This window comes from Micromonospora sp. WMMD730 (genome assembly GCF_049178955.1).
Lineage (GTDB): Bacteria > Actinomycetota > Actinomycetes > Mycobacteriales > Micromonosporaceae > Micromonospora > Micromonospora wenchangensis.
The window spans coordinates 2487981-2502717 of sequence record NZ_JBMHML010000002.1 but is presented as its reverse complement, the minus strand read 5'-3'; the positions used below and the strand labels follow the sequence as shown (position 1 = coordinate 2502717).

9 protein-coding genes are annotated in these 14737 nt (G+C 71.8%); 3 read left to right on the top strand and 6 right to left on the bottom strand.

From position 1 onward, the window contains the following. Positions 1-120 precede the first annotated feature (120 nt). From ACN265_RS11055 to ACN265_RS11035, 5 genes are all read right to left on the bottom strand, one after another. Positions 121-741, bottom strand: coding sequence for a TetR family transcriptional regulator (locus ACN265_RS11055; protein WP_421407220.1), 621 nt, complete (start codon positions 739-741; stop codon positions 121-123). 167 nt (positions 742-908) lie between these two features. After that, complete coding sequence (gene katG, locus ACN265_RS11050) at positions 909-3185, bottom strand: catalase/peroxidase HPI (protein WP_421407219.1); 2277 nt, start codon at positions 3183-3185, stop codon at positions 909-911. A gap of 23 nt (positions 3186-3208) precedes the next feature. Next, entirely contained in the window at positions 3209-3637 is a 429-nt protein-coding gene (locus ACN265_RS11045; RefSeq protein WP_421407218.1) for a Fur family transcriptional regulator, read from the bottom strand. 146 nt (positions 3638-3783) lie between these two features. Beyond that, complete coding sequence (locus ACN265_RS11040; RefSeq protein ID WP_421407216.1) at positions 3784-4824, bottom strand: LacI family DNA-binding transcriptional regulator; 1041 nt, start codon at positions 4822-4824, stop codon at positions 3784-3786. Between the two features lie 73 nt (positions 4825-4897). Further along, entirely contained in the window at positions 4898-6457 is a 1560-nt protein-coding gene (locus ACN265_RS11035) for a glycoside hydrolase family 43 protein (RefSeq protein WP_421407214.1), read from the bottom strand. A gap of 639 nt (positions 6458-7096) precedes the next feature. On the opposite strand from ACN265_RS11035, the gene ACN265_RS11030 reads away from it, so the two are divergent. Together ACN265_RS11030 and ACN265_RS11025 are read left to right on the top strand one after the other, a co-directional pair. Then, entirely contained in the window at positions 7097-9961 is a 2865-nt protein-coding gene (locus ACN265_RS11030; RefSeq protein ID WP_421407212.1) for a glycosyl hydrolase family 95 catalytic domain-containing protein, read from the top strand. A gap of 116 nt (positions 9962-10077) precedes the next feature. After that, a complete protein-coding gene (locus ACN265_RS11025) occupies positions 10078-11745 on the top strand; it encodes a cellulose binding domain-containing protein (protein WP_421407211.1) in 1668 nt (555 codons plus the stop codon). 132 nt (positions 11746-11877) lie between these two features. Here the strand turns inward: ACN265_RS11025 and ACN265_RS11020 are convergent, their stop codons facing one another. Next, positions 11878-12768 (bottom strand): SGNH/GDSL hydrolase family protein, encoded by an 891-nt coding sequence (locus tag ACN265_RS11020; RefSeq protein WP_204923183.1) that lies wholly within the window; start codon positions 12766-12768, stop codon positions 11878-11880. Between the two features lie 371 nt (positions 12769-13139). On the opposite strand from ACN265_RS11020, the gene ACN265_RS11015 reads away from it, so the two are divergent. After that, complete coding sequence (locus ACN265_RS11015) at positions 13140-14726, top strand: cellulose binding domain-containing protein (RefSeq protein WP_421407210.1); 1587 nt, start codon at positions 13140-13142, stop codon at positions 14724-14726. Positions 14727-14737: the final 11 nt, after the last annotated feature.

The following is a 14737-nucleotide window of genomic DNA, read 5'->3' as shown; positions in this document are numbered from 1 at the left end:
GGGCGCGGCGGATCATGGGCAGGACCGGGCACCCCGACGGGTGCGGGTGGACGCGCCGGGTCGCGCTTGCGCGGATCGGCGGGAACGGTCGGCGGGGCGACGGGCGGGCGACGGGTCGGGTCAGCGGGGTGTGGGGGGCGGCAGGCCGGCGGCGAGCCGGGTCAGCGCGTCGGGGAGCAGGTGTTCCATCGCCACGGGCGGATCGGCGCGCAGGTAGTGCTGGATCGCGGCGTTCACGGCGGCGTTCACGCTGGCCGCCACGAGGTGCGGATAGAGGTCGCGGTCGGGGTCGGTGCCGGTGCGTTCGGCCACGGCCGCGGCCAGGTCGGCCTCGGCGATGGCGCCCGCGCGCAGCATCTCGCCCTGCAACGCCGGCTCGGCCAGCATCACCGCGAGCCCCTCGACCCATTCGGCGTGCGGGCGCGGCGGCGACCGGGTGACCTCGGGGCCGGGGGCGAAGCGGGTCAGTGTCGCCGCGATCAGCGCTGTCCAGAGGGGTTCGTCGGTAGGCCGTCGGCGCAGCTCCTCGGCGACCCGCCGGCTGCGGTCGAGGTGGCGGAAGGCGATCGCCTCGGCCTTGCTGGAGAAGTAGTTGTTGAACGTACGCGGAGACACGCCCACGGCCTGGGCGATGTCCTCCACCAGGACGTTGTCGAAGCCCCGGGCGACGGTCAGCCGGATGGCCGCCCAGCTCAGCGCCGCCCGCGTCTCAGCCTTCTTGCGCTCCCGTAGCCCGCTCACCCACCCAGCATAACCAAAACTGCGCGACACGCAATATTACGTGTCACGCAGTTTTAGCTTCCGGCCCGGCGGCGTTCGTCCTCTGGGAAGCAGGGGTCGCCCCCATCCGCCGCCGAAAGCCGGACGGGCCCCGGCCGATCGGCCGGGGCCCGCACAGTAGGGTCGGATCAGGACAGGTCGAACCGGTCCAGCTCCATGACCTTCGTCCAGGCCGCCACGAAATCGGTCACGAACTTGGCGCCCGCGTCCTGGCTGGCGTAGACCTCGGCGAGGGCGCGCAGCTGGGAGTTGGACCCGAAGATGAGGTCGACCGCGGTGGCGGTCCACTTCACCTCGTCGGTGGCCAGGTCCCGGATCTCGTAGACGTGCTCCTCGGACTCCGACGCCTTCCACCGGGTGCCCGGGGACAGCAGGTTGGCGAAGAAGTCGTTGCTGAGCACGCCCGGCCGGTCGGTCAGCACGCCGTGCGCCGTGCCGCCCACGTTGTTGCCGAGGGCCCGCAGGCCGCCGACGAGGACGGTCATCTCCGGCGCGGTCAGGTTGAGCATGTACGCCCGGTCGACGAGCAGCACCTCCGGCTGGGTCTTCTCACCCGGACGCAGGTAGTTGCGGAACCCGTCGGCGCGCGGCTCCAGCACGGCGAACGACTCGACGTCGGTCTGCTCCTGGCTGGCGTCGGTGCGGCCCGGCCGGAACGGCACGGTCACCTCGACACCCGCGGCACGGGCGGCCTGCTCGACGGCGGCCGAGCCGGCCAGCACGATCAGGTCGGCCAGCGAGATCTTCGCGCCACCGGCGTCGTTGAACTCGCGCTGGATCCCCTCCAGGGTCGCCAGCACCGTGGCGAGCTGCTCGGGCTGGTTGACCTCCCAGCTGCGCTGCGGCTCGAGCCGGATCCGCGCGCCGTTGGCGCCACCGCGCTTGTCGGTGTGCCGGAAGGTCGCCGCGGAGGCCCAGGCGGTGCTGACCAGCTGCGCGGTGCTCAGGCCGGAGTCGAGCACCTTCGCCTTGAGCGCGGCGACGTCGGCGTCGGAGACCAGCTCGTGGTCGAGGGCCGGCACCGGGTCCTGCCAGAGCTGCGGCTCGGCGACCCAGGGGCCGAGGAAGCGGCTGACCGGGCCCATGTCACGGTGCAGCAGCTTGTACCAGGCCTTGGCGAACGCCAGCGCGAACTCGTCGGGGTGCTCCAGGAAGCGCCGCGAGATCTTCTCGTACGCCGGGTCGACGCGCAGCGACAGGTCGGTGGTGAGCATCGTCGGCTTGTGCTTCTTGGCCGGGTCGTGGGCGTCCGGGATGATCGCCTCGGCGTCCTTGGCGACCCACTGCTTGGCCCCACCGGGGCTGGTGGTCAGCTCCCACTCGTAGCCGAAGAGGATCTCGAAGAAGCGGTTGCTCCACTGCGTCGGCCGGTCGGTCCAGGTGACCTCCAGACCGCTGGTGATGGTGTCGCCGCCCTTGCCACTGCCGTGGGTGCTCAGCCAGCCCAGGCCCTGCGCCTCCAGCGGGGCGCCCTCGGGCTCGGGGCCGACGTGGTCGTCGGCGACGCCCGCGCCGTGGGTCTTGCCGAAGGTGTGCCCGCCGGCGATCAGCGCGACGGTCTCCTCGTCGTTCATCGCCATCCGGCGGAAGGTCTCCCGGATGAAGTGCGCCGCCGCGAGCGGGTCGGCGTTGCCGCGCGGGCCCTCCGGGTTGACGTAGATGAGGCCCATCTCGGTCGCCCCGACGCCGGCCGACATCTCGGTCTCGGAGGAGTAACGCTCGTCGCCGAGCCAGGTGTCCTCCGGGCCCCAGAAGATCTCCTCGGGCTCCCACACGTCCTGCCGGCCGAAGCCGAAGCCGAAGGTCGTGAAGCCCATCGACTCCAGGGCCACGTTGCCGGCGAGCACGAGCAGGTCGGCCCAGGAGATCTGCTGGCCGTACTTCTGCTTGACCGGCCAGAGCAGCCGGCGGGCCTTGTCCAGGTTGGCGTTGTCCGGCCAGCTGTTCAGCGGCGCGAACCGCTGCCCGCCGTCACCGGCGCCACCGCGACCGTCCTCGATCCGGTACGTGCCGGCGGCGTGCCAGCTCATCCGGATCATCAGGCCGCCGTAGTGGCCGAAGTCGGCCGGCCACCAGTCCTGCGAGGTGGTGAGCACCTCGGTGATGTCCCGCTTGAGGGCCTCGACGTCGAGCTTGGCGAACTCCTGCGCGTAGCTGAAGTCCTCCCCCAGCGGGTTGCCCTTGGCCGAGTGGGCGTGCAGGACCGAGAGGTCGAGCTGGTTGGGCCACCAGTCCCGGTTGGTACGCGGACGCCCTCCGGTCTTCGGCTTCGGGGAGTCGATCGCCGGGTTCTCGCTCTCGCTACCCTGCGCGGTCACCGAGTCGTGCGCGACCGGGCAGCCGGCCGCCGCCTTCTGGTCCACGCCCTGCGCGCTGGCGGGGGCGTTGTCCTGGGTGTCGCTCATGTACTTCCTTCCGAACTGGTGGATCACTGGGAGATGCGGTCGGCCGCGCAGTCGGGGCAGGTGCCCCAGTAGACGACCTCCGCCTCGTCGACCACGAAACCGTGGTCGTCGGAGGCGGTGAGGCAAGGAACGTGACCGACGGCGCAGTCGACGTCGGCGATCACGCCGCAGGAGCGGCAGACGACGTGGTGGTGGTTGTCCCCCACCCGCGCCTCGTAGCGCGCGGTGGACCGGCCCGGCTGGATGCGGCGCACCAGGCCGGCCTCGGTGAGCGCCCGCAGCACGTCGTAGACCGCCTGGTGGGAGACCGTGGGCAGGTCGGACCGGACCAGCGCGATCACCGTGTCGGTGTCGACGTGCGGATGGTCCCGCAGCGCGGCGAGCACGGCCAGTCGGGGCCGGGTCACGCGCAGCGAGGCCGCCCGTAACTGTGCCTCGAGGTCGGCCGTCATGGCTCGACCATAGTCCGCTGTTCTGGAGCAAATCAAGTTTATGACCGGCATGGCGGCGGGCGTCCCTCCCCCGGGTGACGCAACCCTCACCCCGTGCGACCGGCCGGGACGACGGAAGCGGGTCGGGCGGGAGCGGACGGGTGGGCTCAGCGGCGACGGGGCGGCGCGGTGCTGCCCCGCACCACCAGCGACGTGCCAAGCTCGTACCGGTCCTGCACCAGCGGCTGGCCGTCGGCCAGGGCCAGCGCCAGGCGGGCGGCGGTGGCCCCGATCTCCCCGAACGGCTGCCGCACCGTGGTCAGCGGCGGCGCCAGCCAGGCCGCCTCGTCGACGTCGTCGAAACCGACGACGCTGAGGTCGTCGGGGATCCGCAGCCCGGCCTCCCGGGCCGCCGCGTAGACACCCAGCGCCTGGAGGTCGTTGCCGCAGACCACGGCGGTGGGCGGCGCGGGCCCGGCGAGCAGCTCGACGCCGAGCCGCAGCCCGTCCTCGAAGGTGAACACGCCGCTGCGTTCGAGGCGCTCGTCGAACGGCACGCCCGCGTAGTCCAGCGCGGCCCGGAAGCCGTCGCGGCGGGCCCGCGCCGACAGGTCCCGCACCGGGCCGGTGAGCACCCCGATCCGTCGGTGGCCGAGGTCGACGAGATGGCGGGTGGCCGACAGCGCCCCGCTCCAGTTGCCCGACCCGACGGCGGGGACGGGGAACAGGTTGCCCACCGGGTCGACGGCCACCAGCGGAATGCCGGCGGCGGCGAAACTCGCCCCGTCCTCGGCCGTCACCAGGGAGAAGACCGTGATCACCGCGGCCGGCTGGCGCAGCAGCACCGCCTGCGCCCAGGGCTGGCCGGCACGCAGGCGGTGCCGCACGTCGGTGAAGCCGACCGTGTGGTCCCGGGGGCCGGCGACCTCCTGCACCCCGCGCAGGATCGGCATGGCGATCGAGGAGAGCATCTGGTGGAAGACCACCTCGATGCAGGGCGTCACGCTTCCGGGCGGTCGACGGCGGTAGCCGTGGTCGCGCAGCAGCGCCTCCACCCGCTGCCGGGTCTGCTCCCCCACCCCCCGGCGGCCGTTGAGCACCTTGGAGACCGTCGGCGGGGACACCCCGGCGAGTTCGGCGATCGTGGCGAGGGGCAGGTCGCCGCGCCGGGGCTTGCGGGAGCCTCGACGTCGACCTTCCTCGATCACGCAGGGAAGTCTACGTGCCCCGGCAGCCCCGTCCGGAGCACAAGCGACGGACCCCGGCCGCACCGGGTCCCGGTCAGTGCGGGGCCGCCGCCGGGCGGTGGGTGAACCAGTCGAACGCCGCGCTGCCCCCGGTGACGTACATGCCGACGACCCGGCCGGTGAACCCGGCGGCGACCTCGGTGGACAGGTAGCGTCCGTCGAGTTCGGCCAGCACGACGGGGCCGGCCGGGCCCGCCACCTCGAAGGTGACCATGTCGCAGCCGGCCGCGCGTACCCCCCGGGGGGCGGTCCGGGCCGCCAGGTCGGCGGCGGAGGTGACGGTCGGCGGGTAGAGGTCGTGGGTACGGGTGGCGACCGTCAGCACCAGCGGGCCGTCCGGTACGGCGTGGGTGGCGAAGACCTGCCGGAACGGCCCGGCCCGGCCGATCACCCGGACGGTGCCGGCCCGGACCTCCAGGTCGTAGTGGTGCGCCTCGTCGATGCGGATGGTGAGCCCGGCGGTGCCGGTGCCCGGGTCGACCCGCACGCTGGTCCGGCTGTCGTGGTACCGCTGCCGCAGCGCCACGATCGTCGCACCGGCGAGGTCGAGGGTCGCGCCCACGGCGTGCAGGGTGAGCCAGCCCGGCCGGGCGGTCAGCGACCAGCAGTCGTCCGGGCGGCTGCGGGGCGAGATCCACTCGGGCGCGAGGACGGCCGCGTCGAAGTCGTCGTGGAAGGCGTCCGGGCCGGCCGGGGAGGCACCGGCCGGGGCGCTGCCCGGGGGCGCGGGGGTGATCTCCCGGACCGGGTCGACGACCGGCCAGCCGTCGACCCAGCGCACCGGCGCGAGGAAGGTCTCCCGGCCGAGGACGTGGTAGGGCGGCCACTGGCCCCGGGCCCGGATGCCGAGCAGGACCAGCCACCAGCTGCCGTCGACCGCCTGGACCAGGTCGCCGTGCCCGGTGGCCTGCACCGGAAGGTCGGTGCTCCGGTGGGTGAGGATCGGGTTGGCCGGCGCGGGGGTGAACGGGCCACGCGGGCTGCGGGAGCGGGCGACCGAGACGGCGTGGCCGGTGTGCGTGCCGCCCTCGGAGAGCAGCAGGTACCACCAGCCGTCGATCCGGTAGAGGTGCGGGGCCTCCGGGTACTGGCCGCCGGTGCCCGACCACAGGGGGATCGGCCCCTCCAGCACCCGGCCGCCGTCCGGGTCGATCCGGTAGGCGTCCACGCCGGAGGTGGTCAGCCAGCAGGTGCCGTCGTCGTCCCAGGCCAGCGAGGGGTCGACGTGCGGCAGGTCGAGGTAGACCGGGTCGGACCAGGGGCCGGTGGGTTCCGGCGCGGTGACGATGAGGTGCCGACCCAGGCTGACGTTGGTGGTGATCAGCCAGAACCGGCCGTCGTGGTGGCGCAGGGTGGGCGCGAAGATGCCCCGGGACGCCTCGGTGTCGGCGGGGAGCGCCAGCTGGCCGGGCCGGTCCAGGATGTTGCCGATCTGCCGCCAGGTGACCAGGTCGCGGCTGTGCAGCAGGGGTACGCCCGGGAAGTACTCGAAGCTGGAGCAGACCAGGTAGTAGTCCGCGCCGACCCGGCAGACGCTCGGGTCGGGGTGGAATCCGGGGACGACCGGGTTGCGGTAGGACGCTCCGGTGGACACCGCGCGGCACCTCCTCGACGGCACAGGCACAGGCACAGGCACGGTGGACGACGTCGGGGCGGGTTGCCGCGCCCCGGAAATGTTTGCGATAACATTTCGCAAACCCGGATGCTACGGAAGGCCGTCCGCCGATTCAAGGGCGGCACCGCCGCCCGGTGTCACGCGGACGTCCCGCCCCGTCGGCCAGGTACCGCCGGAGAACCGGTCCTGAGCTGGCATCCCACCCGCACGCCCGAGCTGGACGGTGGCCCGTCGGACCATTCCGGACGCCGGCCGACAACCACCCGGGGCGGCCGACGGACGACGACGCGGACCTCCGGACCGGGCCAGGAACATTCGCGCAACATGGCCGTCATATCTTGACGGAGCCCAAGGAATCCACGAGAGTCCATATGTGGCGAGATGGTGCGCCGCCGGGAGCTCGACGCGCCGTCACGGTAGTCATGGATGCCGACGTCAGGGCGCGAAGGGCCGCGCCTGTTAGCGATAACAGCAGGGTTTCCGCTGCGGCCGATCGGAATATCGGTCCGGGCCGGGTGGCGGTCGACCGTGTCCCCGGCACCGGGTCCACGGCGGCGGCCACCAGTGCCGCCCTCCCCCATCCGCACCCGGCTCTGATCCGCACCCCTGGGAGAGAACATGTCTGAAGTGACCCGAAGGAACGTCCTCAAGGCCGGAGCGGTGGGGGCCGGCGCCGCGCTGGTTCCGGTCGCCTGGTCCGCCACCGCCCGCGCCGGTTCGGCCGCACCACCGCAGGTGCTGGCCGCGAACGACCTGGCCCTGTGGTACGACGAAGGGGCCGGCACCGACTGGCTGCGTGCGCTGCCGATCGGCAACGGCCGGCTCGGGGCGATGGTGTTCGGCAACGTCGACACCGAACGGCTCCAACTCAACGAGGACACCGTCTGGGCCGGTGGCCCGTACGACTCGGCCAACACCCGGGGCGCGGCCAACCTGGCCGAGATCCGGCGACGGGTCTTCGCCGACCAGTGGACCTCGGCGCAGGACCTGATCAACCAGACGATGATGGGCAACCCGGGTGGTCAGCTTGCGTACCAGACGGTGGGCAACCTGCGGCTGGCCTTCGGGTCGGCCAGCGGGGCGAGCCAGTACGTCCGCACCCTCGACCTCACCACCGCCACGGTCACCACGACCTACGTGCTGGGCGGCGTGCGGCACCAGCGGGAGGTCTTCGCCAGCGCGCCCGACCAGGTGATCGTGGTGCGGTTGACCGCCGACCGGGCCAACGCGATCACGTTCTCCGCCACGTTCGACAGTCCGCAGCGCACCACCGTGTCGAGCCCGGACTCCGCCACCATCGGGCTGGACGGCATCTCCGGCAGCCAGGAGGGGGTCACCGGCTCGGTCCGGTTCCTGGCCCTGGCCAACGCCGCCGCGACCGGGGGCACGGTCAGCAGCTCCGGCGGCACCCTGCGGGTCTCCGGGGCCACCAGCGTCACCATCCTGATCTCGATCGGCTCCAGTTACGTCAACTACCGCACCGTCAACGGCGACTACCAGGGCATCGCCCGCACCCGGCTCAACGCCGCCAAGGGTGTGGCCATCGAGCAGTTGCGCAGCCGGCATCTGGCCGACTACCAGGCGCTGTTCAACCGGGTGAACATCAACCTGGGTCGTACGGCCGCCGCCGACCAGACCACCGACGTGCGGATCGCGCAGCACGCGAGCAGCAACGACCCGCAGTTCGCCGCGCTGCTGTTCCAGTTCGGGCGGTACCTGCTGATCTCGTCCTCGCGACCGGGCACCCAGCCGGCGAACCTCCAGGGCATCTGGAACGACTCGCTGACGCCGTCGTGGGACTCGAAGTACACCATCAACGCCAACCTGCCGATGAACTACTGGCCGGCCGACACCACCAACCTGTCCGAGTGTTTCCTGCCGGTCTTCGACATGGTCAAGGACCTGACGGTGACCGGAGCCCGGGTCGCCCAGGCACAGTACGGCGCGGGCGGCTGGGTCACCCACCACAACACCGACGCCTGGCGGGGCGCGTCGGTGGTGGACGGTGCGCTGTGGGGCATGTGGCAGACCGGTGGCGCGTGGCTGGGCACGATGATCTGGGACCACTACCTGTTCACCGGCGACCTGGGTTTCCTCCAGACCAACTACCCGGCGCTCAAGGGTGCCGCCCAGTTCTTCCTCGACACGCTCGTCGCCCACCCGTCGCTGGGCTACCTGGTGACCAACCCGTCGAACTCCCCGGAGCTGCCGCACCACTCCAATGCCAGCGTCTGCGCCGGGCCGACGATGGACAACCAGATCCTGCGGGACCTGTTCGACGCCGCCGCCCGCGCCAGCGAGATCCTGAATGTGGACAGCACGTTCCGGTCGCAGGTGCGTACCGCCAAGGACCGGCTCCCCCCGACCCGGGTCGGTTCGCGGGGCAACGTGCAGGAGTGGCTGGCCGACTGGGTGGAGACCGAGCGCAACCACCGGCACGTCTCCCACCTGTACGGCCTGCACCCCAGCAACCAGATCACCAAGCGGGGCACCCCGTCCCTGTACGAGGCCGCCCGCAAGACCCTGGAGCTGCGGGGCGACGACGGGACCGGCTGGTCCCTCGCCTGGAAGATCAATTTCTGGGCCCGGTTGGAGGACGGCGCCCGCGCCCACAAGCTGCTGAAGGATCTGGTCCGCACCGACCGGCTCGCGCCGAACATGTTCGACCTGCACCCGCCGTTCCAGATCGACGGCAACTTCGGTGCCACCTCCGGCATCGCCGAGATGCTGCTGCACAGCCACACCGGTGAGCTGAACGTGTTGCCCGCGCTGCCCAGCGCGTGGCCCACCGGGCAGGTCGCGGGCCTGCGCGGGCGCGGCGGTTACACCGTCGGCGTGGCGTGGAGCAGCGGGCAGCCCGACGAGATCGGCATCCGCGCCGACCGTGACGGCACGCTGCGGGTGCGGTCGCGGCTGTTCACCGGCAGCTTCACCCTCACCGATGTCGCCGACGGCAGCGTGCCGGCCACCACCCGTCCGGAGACCGACGTCGTCCAGTTCGCCGTCCAGGCCGGGCACACCTACCGCGCGGCCCGGCCGGGCGTGACGCCGACCCCGACGCCGACCGCCACGCCCACCGCCACCCCCACGCCGACCCCGACCACCCCGACCCCGACCACCCCGGCGCCGACCACCCCGGTGCCGACGACGCCGGTGCCGACCACCAGCTCCCCCGCGCCCTCGGGGGCCCGGGCGACGTACGCGGTGACGGGCTCGTGGTCGGGCGGCTTCCAGGCGGAGGTCACGGTGACCGCCGGCGCGACCGCGATCCGTGGTTGGACGGTGTCCTGGACGTTCCCCAACGGGCAGACCATCAGCCAGATCTGGGGCGGCTCGCACACCCAGAGCGGCGCGAACGTGACCGTGAAGAACGTCGACTACAACGGGGCGCTGGCCGCCGGTGCCTCCACCACGTTCGGCTTCATCGGCACGGTGAACGGCACCAACAACGCGCCGACGAACCTCACCTGCACCACGAGCTGACCGGCACCGGACGTGTCGTCGCCACCTCGCTACGCCCTCAGGGCCGGCCGAGGTGGCGACGACACGTCCCGCCCCTGCCGGCACCCACGATCCCCGAGTGAAACGGACGGAAGACCATGAGAAGACCATCTACCCGTAGCCGTCGGCTGCTGACCGCCATGGCGGCGGGGCTGCTGCTGGTGGCGGGCCCGGCGGTGGCGCTGCGGACCTCCCCGGCGCTGGCCCTCAACAACGGTGTGGCGCGGACGCCGCCGATGGGGTGGAACAGCTGGAACACGTTCGGTTGCAACATCAGTGAGGCGTTGATCCGGCAGATGACCGACGCGATGGTCAGCTCCGGCATGAAAGACGCCGGCTACCAGTACGTCGTGGTCGACGACTGCTGGATGAACCCCAACCGCGACTCCGCCGGCAACCTCCAGGGCGACCCCACCCGCTTCCCCTCCGGCATGAAAGCCCTCGGCGACTACATCCACGCCCGCGGCCTCAAGTTCGGCATCTACCAGGCCCCCCTGGACAAAACCTGCGCCCAGTACTTCAACTCCTACCCCGGCGCCACCGGCAGCCAGGGACGCGAAGCACAAGACGCCCGCCAGTTCGCCAACTGGGGCGTCGACTACCTCAAATACGACTGGTGCTCACCCACCGGCACCATCGACGACCAAGTCCGCGCCTTCGCCAAGATGCGCGACGGCCTCGCCGCCGCCGGCCGCCCCATCGTCCTGAGCATCAACAGCAACAGCATCCACTCCAAAACCGGACCCCAACGCGACTGGGGCGACGTATCCAACATGTGGCGCACCACCGAAGACATCACCAACACCTGGAACAGCGGCCAAACCAACGGCTACCCCATGGGCATCCAAAACATCATCGACGTCACCGTCCCCCTCGCCGCCCGCGCCAAACCCGGCGCCTTCAACGACATGGACATGATGGAAGTCGGCCGCGGCGGCATGACCGACACCGAAATGCGCTCCCACTTCGCCCTCTGGGCCATCCTCGCCTCACCCCTCATCGCCGGCAACGACCTCCGCAACATGAACACCGCCACCCAAACCATCCTGAAAAACGCCAACCTCATCGGCATCAGCCAAGACCCCCTCGCCCTCCAAGCCACCCAAATCTCCTTCGACGGCACCCGCCGAGTACTCGCCAAACGACTCGCCAACGGCGACATCGCCGTCGCCCTGTTCAACCAAGGCAGCTCCACCACCACAATCACCACCACCACCGCCGCCATCGGACTGTCGGGCGGCTCGTTCACCCTGCGGGACGCGTGGACCAACACGACCAGCACCACCACCGGGGCCATCTCGGCCAGCGTGCCGGGTCACGGGACGGTCGTCTACCGGGTCAGCGGCGCGACCAGCACCCCCACCCCGACCGTCACCCCCACCACGCCGGCCCCGACCACCCCGGCCCCGACCACGCCGGCTCCGACCACGCCGCCGCCGTCGACCGCGTCCTGCCAGGTCACGTACGCGATCAGCAGCCAGTGGCCGGACGGGTTCCAGGCCGAGGTGATCGTCCGCAACACCGGCACCACGGCGGTCAACGGCTGGAGCCTGGGCTGGTCGTTCGCCAACGGCCAGCAGCTCAACCAGGCGTGGGGTGCCACCTACACCCAGAGCGGAGCCCAGGTCACCGCCACGAACGTCGGCTGGAACGGCACCATCAGCCCCGGTGGCAGCGCGAACTTCGGTTTCATCTCCAGTTGGTCCGGCGCGAACGCCAAGCCGACCGGGTTCACTCTCAACGGCCAGGAATGCGCCGTGGCCTGACGGGTGTCCCCCGCAACGGCAGGGCCCCCGGTCCTGACGTCGGCCCCGACCTCGGGATCCGACAGCTCAGGACCGGGGGTCCCCGCCGGGCGGACGCAACGGGCGTACCGGCGGGAGCGGGTTACGGTCGGGTCAGTTGTCCAGCGTGGCCAGCACGGCGGTGGCCATGCCCTGCTCACCCCGGGCGTTGGGGTGGAAGGGCGCCGCCGCGTTCTCCGGCACCAGGCCCTCCACCCACCGGGTGCCGCTGCTCTTGCAGGTGTCCCGCCCGATCGACGGGGTGTAGACGTCGGCGTAGACGGCGTCGTTCGCGGCGGCGGCACCGGCCAGCATGGCGTTGAGCGACGTGGCGACACCCCGCAGGTACGGCACGTCCTGGTAGGCGATCGGCACCAGCGGCCAGCAGCCGTACCCGGAGTCCGGCACGATCGCCGGGTAGCCGAGCACCACGATCCGGGCCCCGGGCGCGGCCCGGCGGACCGCCTGGAGCACGGCGGTGACCTTCGGGGCGGTGGCGGTGATCCGGGCCTGCAACTGGTCGGTGCCGCCAGCGGTGTAGAGGCTCTTGCACGGCGAGCCGAGCGGGCTGCTGAAGCTCGCCTGGGCGCAGTCGCTGATGATGCTGGAGAAACCGATGTCGTTGCCGCCGATCTGCACCGTAACCAGGGTGGTGTCCGCGGTGACCGCGTCGAGCTGCGGGGGCAGCGGCCGGCCCAGCGAGCCGTTGCCGCCGTAGCGGATGTCGTCGGTGGTGGCCCCGGAGCAGCTCACGTCGACCAACGGCGACGAGCCGGCGGACGCGGCGACCAGGGACGGGTAGTTGCGGTTGGAGCGCAGGCAGTTCAGGTCGACCTGGGTGGGGATCAACGGGCCGGACGTGTACGAGTCGCCGAGGGCGACGTAGCGTCCGGTGGGGACGGCGGCGCTGACGGGCGCGGCGGCGGCCAGCACACCGGCGGTGGCGGCGGCGAACGCGAGCATCCGGGTGGCGGTCCGCAGCAGCGGCCGGCGGGAACGGGGCATGACGCCTCCCAGGGCGGATCACGGGGGTGGTGCCGCGATCCTGCGCCCTTCCACGCCGGACGTCAATATAGACAACTCTCATTGCATTGCTCCTCGGGTCACCCCCGGGGTCCGACCGGCCGACGACCTGATCGATTGACGGAGGTCGAATCCGGACGGGATAATCCGCAGCGGAGCCGGGCTGGCTGCGGGCCGAGGGACACCGTACGACCGGGGTGGGCCGGCCGACGGCACATCGCCGTCCGCCGTACACCACGCCAGCACCACGCGGCCATTCGCCCCCGGACCGGGACCACCCCTCCCGCCGGCGGAGCCGCCTCGTCGACGCGGCCGACAATCGTCGCCGCCCCACCCCTGCGGGAGGATCATTCATGGGACCCACGCGTTCCCGGCTCAGACTGGCGGTGTCGCTGTGCGCCGCCACCACCGTCGTCGCCACCGCCGCCCTCGTCGGCACCGTCCCCGCCCAGGCGGCGGCCGGATGCCGGGTCACCTACACGGTGACCAGCCAGTGGCCGGGCGGATTCGGCGCGAACGTCGACGTCACCAACCTCGGCGACCCGCTCACCGGCTGGCGGCTCACCTGGACCTTCACCGCCGGGCAGGTGATCAGCCAGTGGTGGAACGGCACGGTGACCCAGTCCGCCGGCCGGGTCACCGTCGGCAACGTGGACTGGAACGGCAACCTCGGCACCGGAGCGAGCGCCCAGTTCGGCTTCGGCGCGTCCTGGAACAACTCGGCGAACCCGGTGCCTGTCGACTTCGCCCTCAACGGGGTGCCGTGCACCGGGCGTACCACCGGGCCCACCGCACCACCGACCACCACGCCGCCGCCGACCACGCCGCCCCCGACCACCGCACCACCGACCACGCCGCCGCCCACCACGCCTCCGCCCACCACACCGCCCCCGACCACACCGCCGCCGGCGACGGGGGCGCTCGACCAGACGACGACGGTGGGACGGGTCAGGGCGGTCGACGGCAGCGCGCAGTACACCTGGCCCGGCATCTACTTCGAGGGCCGGTTCCGGGGCACCGGGGTGGGGCTCGTCCTCAACGACTCGCAGAACGACTACCTCGTGCAGGTCGACGGCGCGACCGTCGCCACCCTGGTCACGCCGGGCCGGACCACCTACTGGGTCCGCAACCTGGCCGACCGCGAGCACACCGTACGACTGGTCAAGCGCACCGAGAGCCCGTGGGCCGTCGGCGAGTTCGGCGGCCTCGTCCCCGCCGCCGGCGGGGCGATCCTGGCGAAGCCCGCCCCCCGCAGCCGGCAGATCGAGTTCATCGGTGACTCGTGGACCGCCGGCTACGGCAACATGTCGACCACCCGCGACTGTTCCGGCAACGGCGGGGTGACCCGCAACTCCAACGCCGACGTCACCTTCGGCGCACTGACCGCGCAGAGCCTGAACGCCGACTACCAGCTCACCGCCTGGTCGGGGCTCGGCATGGTACGCAACTTCAACGGTGGGGGCACCGACAACTTCCGCACCTACTACGAGACGGATCTCCAGGCCCTGTGGAACAGCACGGTGTGGCAGAAGCCGGCAACCTGGAAGCCGCAACTGGTGGTGGTCGGGCTGGGCATCAACGACTTCTCCACCGCCCTCAACCCCGGCGAACGGTGGGCCACCATCGACCAGCTCGCGGCCGACTTCCGCACCGCCTACCTGGCCTTCCTCGACAAGCTGCGCAGCCGGTACGGGCCCGACACGTTCATCGTGCTCACCTACCCCGACCTGTCCCCCACCACCGCGCTGGCCAGCTCCGTCCAGCAGATCGTGCAGACCCGCGCCAGCCGGGGCGACACCCGGATCCGGTCGCTCTACTACGACGACAACGCCCTGGGGCTCGACAAGCTCGGCTGCGACTGGCATCCCTCCCGCCGCGACGACCAGCTCATCGCCGGCGCGCTCACCCGGTTCGTCAACACCCTGCCGCTGACCTGGTGAACCGCTGACGC

What these genes read in the sequence shown, in the direction of transcription:
- katG (WP_421407219.1), bottom strand. Translation starts at nt 3,185, where the DNA reads ATGAGCGACACCCAGGACAACGCCCCCGCCAGCGCGCAGGGCGTGGAC.
- ACN265_RS11045 (WP_421407218.1), bottom strand. Translation starts at nt 3,637, where the DNA reads ATGACGGCCGACCTCGAGGCACAGTTACGGGCGGCCTCGCTGCGCGTG.
- ACN265_RS11030 (WP_421407212.1), top strand. Translation starts at nt 7,097, where the DNA reads ATGTCTGAAGTGACCCGAAGGAACGTCCTCAAGGCCGGAGCGGTGGGG.
- ACN265_RS11025 (WP_421407211.1), top strand. Translation starts at nt 10,078, where the DNA reads ATGAGAAGACCATCTACCCGTAGCCGTCGGCTGCTGACCGCCATGGCG.
- ACN265_RS11020 (WP_204923183.1), bottom strand. Translation starts at nt 12,768, where the DNA reads ATGCCCCGTTCCCGCCGGCCGCTGCTGCGGACCGCCACCCGGATGCTC.
- ACN265_RS11015 (WP_421407210.1), top strand. Translation starts at nt 13,140, where the DNA reads ATGGGACCCACGCGTTCCCGGCTCAGACTGGCGGTGTCGCTGTGCGCC.